The 14,551-nt window shown below is 71.3% G+C and carries 16 protein-coding genes; 12 read left to right on the forward strand and 4 right to left on the reverse strand.

The genetic code is table 11. From position 1 onward, the window contains the following. Positions 1-166: 166 nt before the first annotated feature. Positions 167-1,750: an RDD family protein gene (locus ABZ576_RS15515; protein ID WP_360740313.1), complete on the forward strand. Its 1,584-nt coding sequence runs from the start codon at positions 167-169 to the stop codon at positions 1,748-1,750. A 72-nt stretch (positions 1,751-1,822) separates the two neighbouring features. Further along, a complete protein-coding gene (locus ABZ576_RS15520; protein ID WP_360740315.1) occupies positions 1,823-2,602 on the forward strand; it encodes an RDD family protein in 780 nt (259 codons plus the stop codon). Between the two features lie 91 nt (positions 2,603-2,693). Here the strand turns inward: ABZ576_RS15520 and ABZ576_RS15525 are convergent, their stop codons facing one another. Beyond that, on the reverse strand, positions 2,694-2,930 hold the full coding sequence (locus tag ABZ576_RS15525) for a hypothetical protein (protein ID WP_360740318.1): 237 nt from the start codon (positions 2,928-2,930) through the stop codon (positions 2,694-2,696). Between the two features lie 366 nt (positions 2,931-3,296). Between ABZ576_RS15525 and ABZ576_RS15530 the strand changes: the two genes are divergently transcribed. Beyond that, on the forward strand, positions 3,297-5,654 hold the full coding sequence (locus ABZ576_RS15530) for an immune inhibitor A domain-containing protein (protein ID WP_360740321.1): 2,358 nt from the start codon (positions 3,297-3,299) through the stop codon (positions 5,652-5,654). A gap of 121 nt (positions 5,655-5,775) precedes the next feature. After that, the gene (locus ABZ576_RS15535) at positions 5,776-6,096 is read left to right on the forward strand and encodes a hypothetical protein (protein WP_360740323.1); all 321 of its coding nucleotides are present in this window, start codon (positions 5,776-5,778) and stop codon (positions 6,094-6,096) included. A 257-nt stretch (positions 6,097-6,353) separates the two neighbouring features. On the opposite strand, the gene ABZ576_RS15540 is transcribed toward ABZ576_RS15535, so the two are convergent. Both ABZ576_RS15540 and ABZ576_RS15545 read right to left on the reverse strand, forming a co-directional pair. Next, positions 6,354-6,947, reverse strand: a complete 594-nt coding sequence (locus ABZ576_RS15540; RefSeq protein ID WP_360740326.1) for an isochorismatase family protein — start codon at positions 6,945-6,947, stop codon at positions 6,354-6,356. A gap of 91 nt (positions 6,948-7,038) precedes the next feature. Continuing rightward, positions 7,039-8,385: a nicotinate phosphoribosyltransferase gene (locus tag ABZ576_RS15545; protein WP_360740329.1), complete on the reverse strand. Its 1,347-nt coding sequence runs from the start codon at positions 8,383-8,385 to the stop codon at positions 7,039-7,041. Between the two features lie 138 nt (positions 8,386-8,523). Between ABZ576_RS15545 and clpS the strand changes: the two genes are divergently transcribed. The 8 genes from clpS to ABZ576_RS15585 all read left to right on the forward strand — a co-directional run bounded on the left by clpS (position 8,524) and on the right by ABZ576_RS15585 (position 14,002). Beyond that, positions 8,524-8,841: an ATP-dependent Clp protease adapter ClpS gene (gene clpS, locus ABZ576_RS15550; protein ID WP_004000915.1), complete on the forward strand. Its 318-nt coding sequence runs from the start codon at positions 8,524-8,526 to the stop codon at positions 8,839-8,841. Between the two features lie 14 nt (positions 8,842-8,855). After that, on the forward strand, positions 8,856-9,461 hold the full coding sequence (locus ABZ576_RS15555) for a DUF2017 domain-containing protein (RefSeq protein WP_360740331.1): 606 nt from the start codon (positions 8,856-8,858) through the stop codon (positions 9,459-9,461). Between the two features lie 329 nt (positions 9,462-9,790). After that, on the forward strand, positions 9,791-11,227 hold the full coding sequence (locus ABZ576_RS15560) for an amino acid permease (RefSeq protein WP_360740334.1): 1,437 nt from the start codon (positions 9,791-9,793) through the stop codon (positions 11,225-11,227). Positions 11,228-11,363: 136 nt separating this feature from the next. Beyond that, entirely contained in the window at positions 11,364-11,786 is a 423-nt protein-coding gene (locus ABZ576_RS15565) for a M67 family metallopeptidase (RefSeq protein WP_360740337.1), read from the forward strand. A gap of 148 nt (positions 11,787-11,934) precedes the next feature. Continuing rightward, a complete protein-coding gene (locus ABZ576_RS15570) occupies positions 11,935-12,030 on the forward strand; it encodes a putative leader peptide (protein WP_360740339.1) in 96 nt (31 codons plus the stop codon). A 119-nt stretch (positions 12,031-12,149) separates the two neighbouring features. Then, positions 12,150-12,428, forward strand: a complete 279-nt coding sequence (locus tag ABZ576_RS15575) for a MoaD/ThiS family protein (RefSeq protein WP_360740342.1) — start codon at positions 12,150-12,152, stop codon at positions 12,426-12,428. Between the two features lie 17 nt (positions 12,429-12,445). Further along, positions 12,446-13,396 carry a cysteine synthase gene (locus ABZ576_RS15580; RefSeq protein ID WP_360740344.1) on the forward strand — a complete coding sequence of 317 codons (951 nt, stop codon included), beginning with the start codon at positions 12,446-12,448 and terminating at the stop codon, positions 13,394-13,396. A 159-nt stretch (positions 13,397-13,555) separates the two neighbouring features. After that, complete coding sequence (locus ABZ576_RS15585) at positions 13,556-14,002, forward strand: hypothetical protein (protein ID WP_360740348.1); 447 nt, start codon at positions 13,556-13,558, stop codon at positions 14,000-14,002. Here the strand turns inward: ABZ576_RS15585 and ABZ576_RS15590 are convergent. Further along, entirely contained in the window at positions 13,999-14,457 is a 459-nt protein-coding gene (locus tag ABZ576_RS15590; RefSeq protein ID WP_360740350.1) for a type II toxin-antitoxin system PemK/MazF family toxin, read from the reverse strand. The two genes, ABZ576_RS15585 and ABZ576_RS15590, sit on opposite strands and share 4 nt — an antisense overlap. Between the last annotated feature and the right edge of the window lie 94 nt (positions 14,458-14,551).

The following is a 14,551-nucleotide window of genomic DNA, read 5'->3' on the forward strand; positions in this document are numbered from 1 at the left end:
GCGGGACCATTACGCGGGTTCGCGGATTTTTTTCGCGGACCGTGAGCGTCCGCTACGGCGTAGCCCGGAAAGGGGCGGGTCCTGCGGGACTGGCGGTGGGGGATGCCCGGGTCTGATAGATGTGGAGGCTCCCATCCCACCCCCGAGCAGATACGGGACGACGGACATGAGCGCCCCAACCCCGGCCCCAGGTGACGACCGGCCCCGCGAGGGCTACTACCCGGACCCGTCCATCCCCGGTTACGTCCGGTACTGGAACGGCGCCTCCTGGGTGCCCGGCACCAGTCGCCCGGCGCCCAAGGACGGCGAACCGCTCACCCCGCCGCCCGGCGTCCGCCCGGCGCCCGCCCCCGTGGAGGAGACGGGCCCCCACTTCTTCGACGAGGACCCGGCCGACACGGGCCGGCAGCCCGGCACCGACGGACGGTCCCCGGCCGCCCCGGCCGACGAATGGGGCCGGGCCGGGCAGTCCGCGCAGGGTGCGCAGTGGCCCGGTGCCGGGCAGCCCGCCCGGCCCGCGGAGCCCGGCCGGCCCGCGTCCTCCGGCGCCGGTGGCGACGGCCGGGGTGCGCCCCGGGGCGCCGACCCGCGGGTGCCGGCCCAGTCCCAGGGCCGGTCCGACGGGCCGGCCACCGGCCGTGCCGGCGGCGGCGCGACGGTCCCCCCGGCCGAGGACGCGGCACCGGACCCCGGGACCTTCATCTTCCGCCGGCCGATCCCCGGCCCGGCGGCGGCCCGCACCGACGACGGCACCATGACCATCCGCCCGGTGCCGTCCGACCCGGCCGAGGGCGGCGGCGCCGCCGGGTCCTCTCGGGCCGGCTTCGGTGCGCAGGGACCGGTCGCCGCGCCCGCCGACTCCGGTTTCGGCGCCGGCAAGGCCGCCGCGGCCCGGGCCTCCGCCGCCCAGGCACCGCAGGCACCCCAGGCACCCCAGACACCCCAGGCACCCCAGGCACCCCAGACACCCCAGGCACCTCAAGCACCCCAGGCCGCACCCGTCGGCCCGCAGACACCGCAGCCCTCTGCGGGGGCCCACATCCCGCAGCCACCGGCACAGGCGCAGGTTCCGGCGCAGGCCGCAGCGCCCTCGGTGCCCCAGCAGTCGGCGGCCCCGGCCTCGGTGCTGACCTCCGGTCCCGGGGGCGGGCAGGCGTCCTGGGCGCAGCAGGTGCACCAGCTGGCGGGCGGCGCGGGCGACCAGCCCGTCGCGCCCTGGAAGCCGCCGGTGGAGGACATCTTCCAGGCCGCCGCGCGCCGGCGGGCCGCCGCCCGGCCCGCCGGACTGGGCAAGCGGCTGGCCGCCCGGCTGATCGACCTGCTGGCCGTGGGCGCGGTGACCGCGGCCGCCGGCGTTCCGCTCGGCATCCGGGCGGTGGACCACGTCCAGGAGAAGATCGACGCGGCCCGGCTGTCCGGCCGCGAGGTCACCGTCTGGCTGCTCGACGGCACGACCGGCACCAGCCTCGGCATCGTCCTCGCCGTCCTGCTCCTCACCGGCGTCGTGTACGAGGTGCTGCCCACCGCCAAGTGGGGCCGCACCCTCGGCAAGAAGCTGTGCGGGCTCCAGGTGCGGGACATCGAGGCGCACGAGCCGCCGGCCTTCGGCGCGGCGCTGCGCCGCTGGCTGGTGTTCAGCGTGCCGGGTCTGCTGGTCGTCGGAGTCGTGGGCGTGCTGTGGTGCCTGTTCGACCGGCCCTGGCACCAGTGCTGGCACGACAAGGCGGCCCACACCTTCGTCGCGGGCTGACCGCGCGGGGCCCGTACTCCGTACGGCCGTCTGCCGGATGCGCAGCCGGTGGGTTCGGGTTCCACTCGGGCCATGAGCAGTGAACCGCCCCCCGGCTCCGGAGAGCAGCCCCCGGAGGACGACCCCTTCAGGAAGCGGCCCCCGTCGGAGCAGGGGCCCGGCTCGCCGTACGACACCCCGTACGGCGGTGCCCAGCAGCATCCGCCGCCGGGCGGCGGTCAGGCCCCGCCGCCGGGCGGCGGTCAACCGCCCCCGTACGGCGGCGAGCAGCCGCCCCCCTACGGTGGCGGCCCTCACGGCGGCTCCCCGTACGGCGGCTCCCCGTACGGCGGCGGCCCGGGCGGCCCCTACGGGGGCGGCCCCTACGACTTCGGCGGCTATCCCGCCGATCCGCTGGCCGGCATGCCCCCGCTCGCCGACAGCGGCAAGCGGACGCTCGCGCGGATCATCGACATGATCCTGGTCGGTATCGTCGTCTGGCTGCTCACCTGGGCGTTCGGGGTGCGTGAGTACACCGTCGACGGGGACAGCATCCAAGTCGGCCGGTCCGTCGCCCAGTCCTTCATCGCGGCCGTGCTCTACGTCGCCTACGACACCTTCATGACCAGCAGGTCGGGCGGGCAGACCCTGGGCAAGAAGTGGCTGCGCCTGCGGGTGGCCGACCTGGACAACGGCGCCACCCCCTCCGTGCAGACCTCGCTGACCCGGGCCCTGGTGCTGTGGGTGCCGTTCGCCTTCTGCTGCGCCTGCGTGTGGACGGCGCTCTGCGGCGGCTGGAGCTTCTTCGACAAGCCCTACAAACAGGGCCTGCACGACAAGGCGGCCAAAACGGTGGTGGTCAGCGTCCCCTGAGCGGCGCGCGCGGCACCAGGAGTGTGATGGGTGCCCATACGACAGCGGCGGGCCCGTGTCTGTACGGGCCCGCCGCTGTCGTCCGGTGCGGTCACAGGGTGGTGGGTACGCGCTCCTCGTCGGCGACGGGCTCGGCGGGCGTCTGCGCCGGGCGGGCCCGGGGTGCGGGGACCGTCAGGGCGACCAGCAGGCCCAGCGCGAGCGCCCCGAGGGCGATGAGGGTGATCCCGGGGACCGAATCCGTCCCGGACAGCAGCAGCATGGCGAGCGTCGAGAGGATCACGGTGCAGGAACCGTAGACGAGCTGTGCGGCGGTCGGACGAGGCATGGCAATCGTGTCCTCGGCAGTCGTCGGGGGATGGGGGTGCCGTTCGGCTCTCTTGGCGTGCATGCCCGAGCGGGACGGCCGGTAAGCGTGACCTAACCCACGGTACCGGTGCACGGGGGGCGCACGGAGTCACCGGTCCGCCCAACCGGCCCCGTTCCCACGTCTGTTCGGCGAGCCGTCGCGTGTTCGCAAAGCGGACGCCATCTCCGCATAGTGCACTTGTCCTGCTCAAGTCAAGGTCTGTCTTTTCCGCTAAACCTCTAGTCAAATGTCGTCACTTGATTACACGCGTTGATCGTGCGCGCACGGATTCCTCCATGACCCGGAACCCCCTGTCCGTGTGCGCGGCGCGGGGGAGGAACTCAAGTGACCAGCAGATCCTGGACGTTCAGAGCGGCGGCCATCGGCGTGACGCTCGCCGCGGCTTCCGCCTCGTTCGCGACGTTCGCCGTCGCGGAGGCGACCACCCAGACCCGGTCCGCGGCCGCCAACCGGCACGACCCGGCCCCGGTGAAGCAGCAGAAGCACGACCTGGACGGCCCCCTGAGCAAGACTCAGGACGCGCAGCGTGAAGAGGCCCTGAACCAGCTCATATCGGGCAAGGCGAAGGCCGAGGAGCGCAACGGCTCCAAGGTCGTCAAGCTCAAGAGCCGCAAGGGCCAGAGCAAGTACGTCGAACTGAGCCGGGAGAAGACCGACAAGATCTTCACCATCCTGGTGGAGTTCGGCAACCAGACCGACCCGAAGTACGGCGGTACCCCCGGTCCGCTGCACAACAAGATCGCCGCGCCGGACCGCACCAAGGACAACTCGACGGCCTGGCAGAAGGACTACAACAAGAAGCACTACCAGGACCTCTACTTCGGCACCGGCAAGAAGACCGAGTCGCTGAAGAAGTACTACGAGAAGCAGTCCTCGGGCCGCTACTCGGTCACCGGTGAGGTCACCGACTGGGTCAAGGTCCCCTACAACGAGGCGCGTTACGGCAACAACGCCTGCGGACAGACCAACTGCCCGAGCGTGTGGAACGTCGTCAGCGACGGCCTGAGCGCCTGGGTCGCCCAGCAGAAGAAGGCCGGCAAGACCGACGCCGACATCAAGAAGACCCTCGCCAAGTACGACCAGTGGGACCGGTACGACTTCGACGGCGACGGCAACTTCAACGAGCCGGACGGCTACGTCGACCACTTCCAGATCGTGCACGCCGGCGAGGACGAGTCCGCGGGCGGCGGCGCCCAGGGCAAGGACGCGATCTGGGCCCACCGCTGGTACGCCTACGGCACCGACGCCGGCGCCACCGGCCCCGAGGACAACAAGCTCGGCGGCGCGCAGGTCGGCTCCACCGGCATCTGGGTCGGCGACTACACCATCCAGCCGGAGAACGGCGGCCTCGGCGTCTTCGCCCACGAGTACGGCCACGACCTCGGTCTGCCGGACGAGTACGACACCGCCGGCGGCGACAACTCCACCGGTTTCTGGACCCTGATGTCCTCCGGCTCCTGGCTCGGCACGGGCAAGGAGTCCATCGGTGACCTGCCCGGCGACATGAACGCCTGGGACAAGCTCCAGCTGGGCTGGCTGAACTACGACACCGCCAAGGCCGGCAAGCAGTCCACGCACAAGCTGGGCGTCGCCGAGTACAACACCTGGGACAAGCAGGCCCTGGTGGTGACCCTGCCGGACAAGGCGGTCACCACCACCATCACCGAGCCCGCCCAGGGTGCGACCCAGTGGTGGAGCGGCAGCGGCAACGACCTGAAGAACACGCTGGCCCGGTCCGTCGACCTGACCGGCAAGTCCTCGGCGAGCCTCACCCTCGACGGCTGGTGGGCCACCGAGGAGGGCTACGACTACGTCTACACCGAGGTGTCGACCGACGGCGGCGCCAACTGGACCGCGCTGGACGGCACGGCGGACGGCCAGGCCCTCCCGCGTGACGCCAGCGGCAAGCCCGCGCTGAGCGGCTTCTCGCAGACGCACAAGAAGCTGGCGTTCCCGCTCGACGCCTACGCGGGCAAGAAGATCGACATCCGCTTCCGCTACGCCACCGACGGCGGCGTCGCGGAGAACGGCTTCACGGCCGACGAGATCACCGTGACCGCCGACGGCACCGCGCTGTTCTCGGACAACGCCGAGAGCGCGGACGCCGGTTGGACCGCGGCCGGGTTCACCCGCATCGGCGCGTCCTTCACCAAGGACTACAAGCAGTACTACATCGCCGAGAACCGCCAGTACGTGTCGTACGACAAGACCCTCAAGGTCGGCCCGTACAACTTCGGCTTCGCGTCGCGCCCCGACTGGGTGGAGCACTACCCGTACCAGAACGGCCTGCTGATCTGGAAGTGGGACACCTCCCAGGCGGACGACAACACCAACGAGACCAACGGCCACCCGGGCACCGGTCTGATCCTGCCGGTCGACTCGCACTGGAAGGCGCTGAAGTGGGCCGACGGCACGCTGCTGCGCAACCGCATCCAGGCGTACGACTCCCCGTTCAGCCTCTACGGCACGGACGGCATCACCCTGCACAAGGCCGACGTCGCGCTGAAGATCAAGGGCTCTAAGGGTGTCTCGGTCTTCAACGACCACACGAGCACCTACTGGGACCCGAAGAACCCCACCGGGGGCGTGAAGGTCACTGACACCAACACCAAGATCGCGATCGTCAAGGAGGCCAAGGACGGCTCCACGATGCAGATCAAGGTCGGCCCCGCAGTGAAGTAGTCCACGAAACCGCAGGTCAGACGCGTATCGGCGGCAACCCCTTGGCGGGTTGCCGCCGGTCGTGTTTAGGTGCGTCCTATGGACCGCTTATTGACACCGACCGGAACGGGGATGTGACCGCATGGCCGCTGGAGGCTTCTGCAAGCTGCCGAACGGCAGCGTCGTGGTGGCGCTGAACCTGCCCTACGGCTCTGCCGGGGTGCGGGTGCTGGTACACGCCCAGAACCGGGCCCGGGCCCTGACCAGGCTCCGCAACCTGGGGCTGCGCGCGATATACCTGCGGGGCAACGCCGCGCCTCCGACGCCGGACGAGATCACGGCGGTCCTGCACCATCCCGACGGCCTGGTGTGGCGCACGGCCCCCACCGACAACGGTGTCATCGTCAACGAACTGTGGCACCCGATCCGGGCCCTGCTGCGCATCTCGCCGGTGGTGCAGTAAAGGAAGCGGCGCGTTCCGCGAAGAGAGCGGCGCCTTCGGTGGGGGGCGGTGACGGAAGCCGCCGACCGCGGCTGCCTCGTCACCGCCCGCGCCGTTCCCCGCGCCCCTCGGGCCGGCTGCCCTGACCGGGACCGTTCAGCGCCGTCGACCGCTGTCTTCTTCGCCGCCGCCCACACTTCCTCCGCCGCGACGGTGATCAGCCACGACGGTGGTGAGCGGCGGTGCCGGACCCGGCCGCGCCCCCCGTCGCCTTGTCCCTAGCCGCTCACCACCGGCTTGCCCGCCAGTTCCACGCCCGCTTCCCTCAGCTCCTCCAGGGCGCGCTCGGTGGTGTCCGGGGCGACCCCCGCCGTGAGGTCCAGCAGTACCTGGGTCCGGAAGCCTTCCCGCACGGCGTCCAGGGCGGTGGCCCGCACGCAGTGATCCGTGGCGATGCCCACCACGTCCACCTCGGTGATCTCCCGGGCCCGGAGCCAGTCGGACAGCCGGACGCCGTTCTCGTCGGTGCCCTCGAAGCCGCTGTAGGCCGCCGAGTACGCCCCCTTGTCGAACACCGCGTCCACCGCGCCGGAGGCGACGGCGGGGGCGAAGTTCGGGTGGAAGCCCACGCCCTCGGTGCCCGCGACGCAGTGCGCGGGCCAGGAGCGGACGAAGTCGGGGTTGTCCGCGAAGTGGCCGCCGGGTGCGATGTGGTGGTCCCGGGTGGCCACCACGTGCCGGTACCCCGGGCCCCCCGCCTGCCCGATCAGCTCGGTGATGGCGGCGGCCACGTCCGCACCGCCGGCGACCGCGAGGCTGCCCCCTTCGCAGAAGTCGTTCTGCACGTCTACGACGATCAAGGCGCGGCGCATGGTGGGTGTCCTTCGACTGAGAGGTGAGTAACTGAGCCTAGAGACTTCCGGTCCTGGGCGGGAGGGGGGCGTTCGAGAGGGCGGTCCCGCTCTAGCTACCCGAGCGCCCCTGCACGTACTCCGTCGGGATGACGGGTTCCCCACGCGACAGCTGGGTGGCGGAGAGCGGCAGATTCGCGCGGGCCGCGATGTGCCGGTCCCGGGGTGCGTCCAGCGGCTCCCGGGCGATCACGTCGCCGCCCTTGATCAGCTGCACCTGCAGCTGCCGGCCGGCCAGCCAGGCCGGGACCGGCCCGGTGCCGACGACCTCCGCCTCCGCGACACCCTCCGCGTCCAGCCGGCGCGCGGCCCACTTGCGTCCGCCGATGGAGGTCTTGCCGCCGCTGGACTTCTTCGCGACCGGCAGCAGCGGCGCCCCGGGGTCGGCGGACTCGGCGCGGGCGACCAGCTTGTAGACCATCGAGGAGGTCGGGTGCCCGGAACCGGTCACCAGCTGGGTGCCGACGCCGTACGCGTCCACCGGGGCCGCGGCCAGCGAGGCGATGGCGTACTCGTCCAGGTCGGAGGTCACGACGATCTTCGTGTTCGTCGCGCCCAGCTCGTCCAGCTGCTGCCGCACGCGGTGGGCCACCAGCAGCAGGTCCCCGGAGTCGATGCGGACCGCGCCCAGCTCGGGACCGGCCACCTCCACCGCCGTACGGACCGCCTCGGTGACGTCGTAGGTGTCCACGAGCAGGGTCGTGCCCCGGCCGAGGGTGTCCACCTGGGCCTGGAAGGCGTCCCGCTCGCGGTCGTGCAGGAGGGTGAAGGCGTGGGCCGAGGTGCCCACGGTCGGGATGCCGTAGCGGAAGCCGGCGGCCAGGTCGGAGGTGGTCGCGAAGCCGCCGACGTAGGCGGCCCGGGAGGCGGCCACCGCGGCCAGCTCGTGGGTGCGCCGGGCGCCCATCTCGATCAGCGGGCGGTCCCCGGCGGCGGAGGCCATGCGGGAGGCGGCGGCCGCGATCGCGGAGTCGTGGTTGAGGATGGAGAGGATGACGGTCTCCAGCAGTACGCACTCGGCGAAGGTGCCCTCGACCCGCATGATCGGCGAGCCCGGGAAGTAGACCTCGCCCTCGGGGTAGCCCCAGACGTCACCGGCGAAGCGGTAGTCGGCGAGCCACTCCAGGGTCTCCTCGTCGACGATCTTCCGCTCGCGCAGGAAGCCGAGGACGCCCGCGTCGAAGCGGAAGTTCTCCACCGCGTCCAGGACCCGGCCGGTGCCGGCCACCACGCCGTAGCGGCGCCCGTCCGGCAGGCGCCGGGTGAAGACCTCGAACACGCTCCGCCGTCCGGCCGTACCGGCCTTCAGCGCGGCCTGCAGCATGGTCAGCTCGTACTGGTCCGTGAAGAGCGCCGTCGAGGGAACATCCACCGGCAGCCCAAGGTCCGCCACGTCCACCGAAACCTCCCCTAGCTCGTGACTGCCGGGTACCCCGGAACCGGCCGGGGCCGCAGGGGTGGCCCCCGGTACGGCAGCATGACGATCAGATCGTACCCCCTTTTCGTCGGTGTGACGATTTATCGGGGCCGTGGCAGCATGGGCTGTGTGACGTCACCCGCGCCCGTAGAGATCGAACGCACCGAGTCGGCGGAGGAGGTCTTCGCCGTACCCGAACCCGACGTCCCCTGGGTCACGATCGTCCACAACGACCCGGTCAACCTCATGAGCTACGTGACGTACGTCTTCCAGACGTACTTCGGCTACTCCAAGGACAAGGCCACCAAGCTCATGCTCGACGTCCACCACAAGGGCCGGGCGGTCGTCTCCAGCGGGAGCCGCGAGGAGATGGAACGCGACGTGCAGGCGATGCACGGCTACGGTCTGTGGGCCACCCTCCAGCAGGACCGGAAGTAGCGACCGAACTCACGATGCCCGGACACTTCGAACCGCTCCCCGGCGGCGGCGCCGCCGTCGCCCTCGACGACGTCGAGATCTCCATCATCCGGTCGCTGGCCGTCCAGCTCCTGGAGCTGATCGGCCCCGGCCCCGGCGCCGAGGCCCCGGACGACCCGCTCGCCGAGCTGTTCGCCGAGGGTCCGAGCGAGCCGCCGGCCGACCCCGTGCTGCGCCGGCTTTTCCCGGATGCCTACGGCGATCCCGGGCAGGCCCCCGGCTCGCCGGCCGAGGCCGAGGAGCGGCGGGCGCACTCCGCAGAGTTCCGCCGCTTCACCGAGAACGACCTGCGCGCCGGCAAGCGGGACAGCGCGCTCGCGGTCATCCGCACCCTGGACGAGCTCGCCCCGGTGGACGAGGGCGGGGCCGTGCTGGAGCTGTCCCCGGAGGAGTCCCGGCAGTGGCTCGGCGCCCTCAACGACCTGCGGCTGGCGATCGGTGCCCGGCTGGAGATCACCGACGACGACGACACCGATCTGCTCTACCGGCTGCCGGAGGAGGACCCGCGCAAGCCCATGGTGCTGGCCTACCTCTGGCTGGGCGGGCTCCAGGAGACGCTGGTCACCACTCTTATGCCGTGATGCGGACGGATTTGCTCCGCACGGGGTGTTCGCTCAGGGGACGCTCAAATCCGGATAACGATCCCGTCACCGTTGCGGCCTGGTTTGCCTCGTTCGAGTGGTGTTTGTCCGCTTCTTCCTGTGCGGTGCGCCACAGCGCGTCCCTGTGATCAGTGTTGCGGCCGTGATAAATCTTCACGACCGCCCGGCCGACACCACCCATGTCCGGCCGGGTGCGCCACCGAGCCGACGACCGTCGGCCAGGCACAGCTCCAGCAATCCGGGGGGATCGAAACCCGATCCGAGGCCGACGAAAGGCCCGGGTCGGCATGGAGAAAGGCGCACCACACATGACCTCAGCGCAGGTCGATCAGCATCACGACGGCAATGAGGCCGTGCGGGCCGAGGACGGCGAGGGCGGCGAGGGGTATCAGCGCGGGCTCGGTGCCCGGCAGATCCAGATGATCGCCATCGGCGGAGCCATCGGCACCGGTCTGTTCCTCGGCGCGGGCAAGGGCATTTCCAAGGCCGGCCCCAGCCTGATCCTGGCGTACGCCATCGCGGGCCTCGTCATCTTCTTCATCATGCGCGCCCTCGGCGAGCTGCTGATGTACCGCCCGGTGTCGGGCTCCTTCTCGGAGTACGCCCGCGAGTTCCTCGGCCCGTTCGCCGGCTTCGTGACCGGCTGGACGTACTGGCTGTTCTGGGTGGTCACGGGCATCACCGAGGTCACCGCGGCGGCCGCCTACATGACGTACTGGTGGGACATCCCGCAATGGGTGTCGGCCCTGGTCTTCACGGTCATCCTGTTCGGCGCCAACCTGATCTCCGTGAAGCTCTTCGGCGAGCTGGAGTTCTGGTTCTCCATGGTCAAGGTCACCGCCATCATCGGCATGATCCTGATCTGCGCCGGCATCCTCACCATCGGCTTCTCCGACGCCGGTGACACCGCCTCCGTCAGCCACCTGTGGAGCGACGGCGGCTTCTTCCCGCACGGCGTCGGCAACACGCTCATGACCCTGCAGATGGTCATGTTCGCCTTCCTCGCCGTCGAGCTGGTCGGTGTGACCGCGGGCGAGTCCAAGGACCCCAAGACCGTGCTGCCCAAGGCCATCAACACCGTGCCGTGGCGCATCGCCGTCTTCTACGTCGGCGCGCTGATCATGATCCTCTCGGTCGTGCCGTGGACCAACTTCCACCCGGGCGTCAGCCCGTTCGTGGCCGCGTTCGAGAAGATGGGCCTGGCCGCCGGTGCCGGCATCGTGAACTTCGTCGTGCTCACCGCGGCGCTGTCCTCCTGCAACTCCGGCATGTACTCCACCGGCCGCATGCTGCGCGACCTGGCGCTCAACAGCCAGGGTCCGAAGATCTTCACCCGCCTGACGCCCAGCGGCATCCCGCTCGTCGGCACCTCGTTCTCCGCCGCGCTGATGCTGGTCGGCGTCTGGATCAACTACCAGTGGCCGGGCAAGGCGTTCGACTACGTGGTGTCCTTCGCGACCATCTCCGGCATGTGGGCGTGGATCGTCATCCTGCTCTGCCAGATCCGCTACCGCGCCAAGTCCGACCGCGGCGAACTGCCCCGCTCGGAGTTCCGCGCCCCGGGCGCCCCGCTCACCAGCTGGTTCGCGCTCGCGTTCATCGGCATGGTGATCGTGATGATGGGCATCGACAAGGACGCCCGCGTCTCGCTGTACTGCGCGCCGCTGTGGGGTCTGATCCTCGGCGTCGCCTACCTGGCGCTCAAGCGCCGCAACCCGGAGGCGGCGGCCTTCCGCAAGCGCTGACCTCCCCCCGAAAGGACGTCCGGCCGGCGGGAGCACTCGTGGTTCTCCCGCCGGCCGCCGCTCAGGGCGTCCGGCATGTGGGCCGTCCTGTACCGCACCTCGGTACGGGACGGCCCCTCTGCTTATCCTGGCGGACATGCTGACCATCACCCAGGAACTCGTCGACCGGATCGTCGCGCACGCGCGCGAGGACCACCCGGACGAGGCGTGCGGCGTCATCGCGGGCCCGGCCGGCTCCGACCGCCCCGAGCGCTTCATCCCGATGCCGAACGCGGCCATGTCGCCCACGTTCTACGAGTTCGACTCGGGCGACCTGCTGAAGCTCTACCGCGAGATGGACGACCGCGACGAGGAGCCGGTGGTCGTCTACCACTCCCACACGGCGACCGAGGCCTACCCGTCCCGCACGGACATCTCGTACGCCAACGAGCCCGGCGCCCACTACGTCCTCGTCTCCACCGCCGACACCGACGGCCTGGGCGAGTTCCAGTTCCGCTCGTTCCGGATCGTCGACGGGGTCGTCACCGAAGAGGACGTCAAGGTCGTCGACGCCTACTGATCAGCCGTTTCCGTCCGCTCGGCCGGAGCCGGCGCCCGGACCCCACGAGCCCTTCCGGATGGGAGTGTGTCTCACCGCCCGGACCGATTGCGTCCGGGATGTGGGATCACACTCCGGGAAACGAACCGGGAATCGATACGATGAGCCCATGGTTTTCGACGACGTGAGCGAGAAGACGCCGGGCACGCTGCTCGTGGCGCGGCTGCACGTCGACCTGTGCAGGCTCGCCAGCGCCATCTGTTGACGCCGGCCCTGCCGCCGTACGGCCGTGAGCCGCGGCGTCCAGACCCGCGTACGTCGCCCGTGCGTTCCGCGCCGCCGCGCGCCCACCGACCAGACACCTTCCGACAGGAGCCCTGAGCCATGGCCATCGAGGTCCGCATCCCGACCATCCTCCGCCAGTACACCGACGGTCAGAAGGCGGTGGAGGGCAGCGGGAGCACCCTCGCCGAGCTCCTCGCCGACCTGGATACCCGGCATGAGGGCATCCGGGCCCGCATCGTGGACGGCGACCAGCTGCGCCGCTTCGTCAACGTCTACCTGAACGACGAGGACGTCCGCTTCCTCGAGGGCATCGACACCAAGCTGAGCGACGGCGACAACGTGACGATCCTGCCGGCCGTGGCCGGCGGCATGCGCTGATCGGTCGCTGAGCAGCGATGCGCTACGACTCTCCGCTGGCCGCGGTGGGCAACACCCCTCTGGTGCGCCTGCCGCGGCTGTCGCCGTCCCCGGACGTCCGTATCTGGGCCAAGCTGGAGGACCGCAACCCGACCGGTTCGGTCAAGGACCGTCCCGCGCTGCACATGATCGAGCAGGCGGAGAAGGACGGCCGGCTCACCCCGGGCTGCACGATCCTGGAGCCCACCTCCGGCAACACCGGCATCTCCCTCGCCATGGCGGCCAAGCTCAAGGGCTACCGGATGGTGTGCGTGATGCCGGAGAACACCTCGCAGGAGCGCCGGGACCTGCTCGGCATGTGGGGCGCCGAGATCATCTCCTCGCCGGCCGCCGGCGGCTCCAACACGGCCGTGCGCGTGGCCAAGGAGCTGGCCGCCGAGCACCCCGACTGGGTGATGCTCTACCAGTACGGCAACCCGGACAACGCGGGCGCCCACTACGCGACCACCGGCCCGGAGATCCTCGCCGACCTGCCCTCGGTCACGCACTTCGTGGCGGGCCTCGGCACCACGGGCACCCTCATGGGGGTCGGCCGCTACCTGCGCGAGCACAAGCCGGACATCCAGATCGTCGCCGCCGAACCGCGCTACGACGACCTGGTGTACGGACTGAGGAACCTGGACGAGGGCTTCGTCCCGGAGCTCTACGACGCCTCCGTCCTCACCACCCGCTTCTCGGTCGGCTCGGCCGACGCGGTGACCCGTACCCGGGAGCTCCTCCAGCAGGAGGGCATCTTCGCGGGCGTCTCCACCGGCGCGGCCCTGCACGCGGCGATCGGCGTCGGCCGGAAGGCGGTCAAGGCGGGCCACGGCGCCGACATCGTGTTCGTCGTGGCCGACGGCGGCTGGAAGTACCTGTCCACCGGCGTCTACACCGCGGCCACCACCGAGGAGGCCATCGAGACGCTCCAGGGCCAGCTCTGGGCCTGAGCGCCTGTCGCCGATCACGCCGGCCTGCGACGGGCGCCCTGCGGCGGGCACCCTGCCGGCGCAACCGGCGGTGGATCCGTCCGCCATGGTGGTACGTCACATCTGCACCAGGCCGCCGGGCCGGCCGGCCCGGCGGCGGACGCAGAAAGGCGGACCCCCATGCGCCGTACCACGCCCCTCGCCCTCGCGGCGGCAGCGCTGCTCCTCGCGGGCTGCGGCTCCCAGCAGGAGGCCGGGAGCAGCGGCAAGGCGTCCACGCCCCCGTCCCCGACCCGGTCCGCCGGCGGCTGCACCGGCCAGGCGGAGCTGACGGCCGCCGATCACGGCCGTACCGTCTGCGTGGCCGAGGGCGGCGAGGTCCGGCTCACCCTGGACGGCACCAAGGCCCGCCCGTGGAAGCCGGTCACCGTGAGCGGCCCCGGGCTGGAGGCCATCAACGCGGGCTTCGTCCTCCAGCCGGGTGACGCGACGGCCGCGTACCGGGCGGTGGCCCCGGGGACGGTGCGGCTCACGTCCTCCCGCCCGCTGTGCGCCGAGCCCACCGCCCCGGGCCAGGTCTCCTGCGAGGGCGTCCAGGAGTGGGCGGTCACCGTCCGGATCGGCTAGCGGGCGAGGTGCCGTACCTGGTCCCACAGGACCGGGTCGACCACGCCGACCCGGCGCCGGAAGGCGTCCACCGGGACTTCGCGCAGCTCGTCGGTCTCCAGGAAGCTGGGCCGGCCGCGGGCGTCGCCGACCGCGCCGGGAGGCAGCGGGATCACTCCGCTGCGCTCGTCGTGGTACTTGCTGGTGATCTTCGCGACCGTGGCCCGGCCGCCGCGTACGACCAGCACCAGGCAGGGCCGGTCCTTCAGCCCGCTCCGGTCCTCGTACGGGACGTTCGCCCACCAGATGTCGCCCGGCGCGGGGCGCGGCGCGTGCGGTACCCGGGTGCCCGCCCGGCCCGGCGGCCTGAGCCGCCGGCCCCGGGGCCTGCTGCCGCGGCCCCAGCCGTCGACGAGCGTGGCGACCAGGGCGAGCAGCACCACCGCCGCGAGCGCCAGCCACCAGGACGTGTCCATACGACGACGTTACCGGCGTGCGCCGAACATCGCGCGCCCTCTTCCGATCCTTGTGCGCCATGCGTCCAGCCGAACCGGTGACAGCACAGGTGAG

The organism is Streptomyces sp. NPDC013455, from assembly GCF_040632975.1.
Classification (GTDB): domain Bacteria; phylum Actinomycetota; class Actinomycetes; order Streptomycetales; family Streptomycetaceae; genus Streptomyces.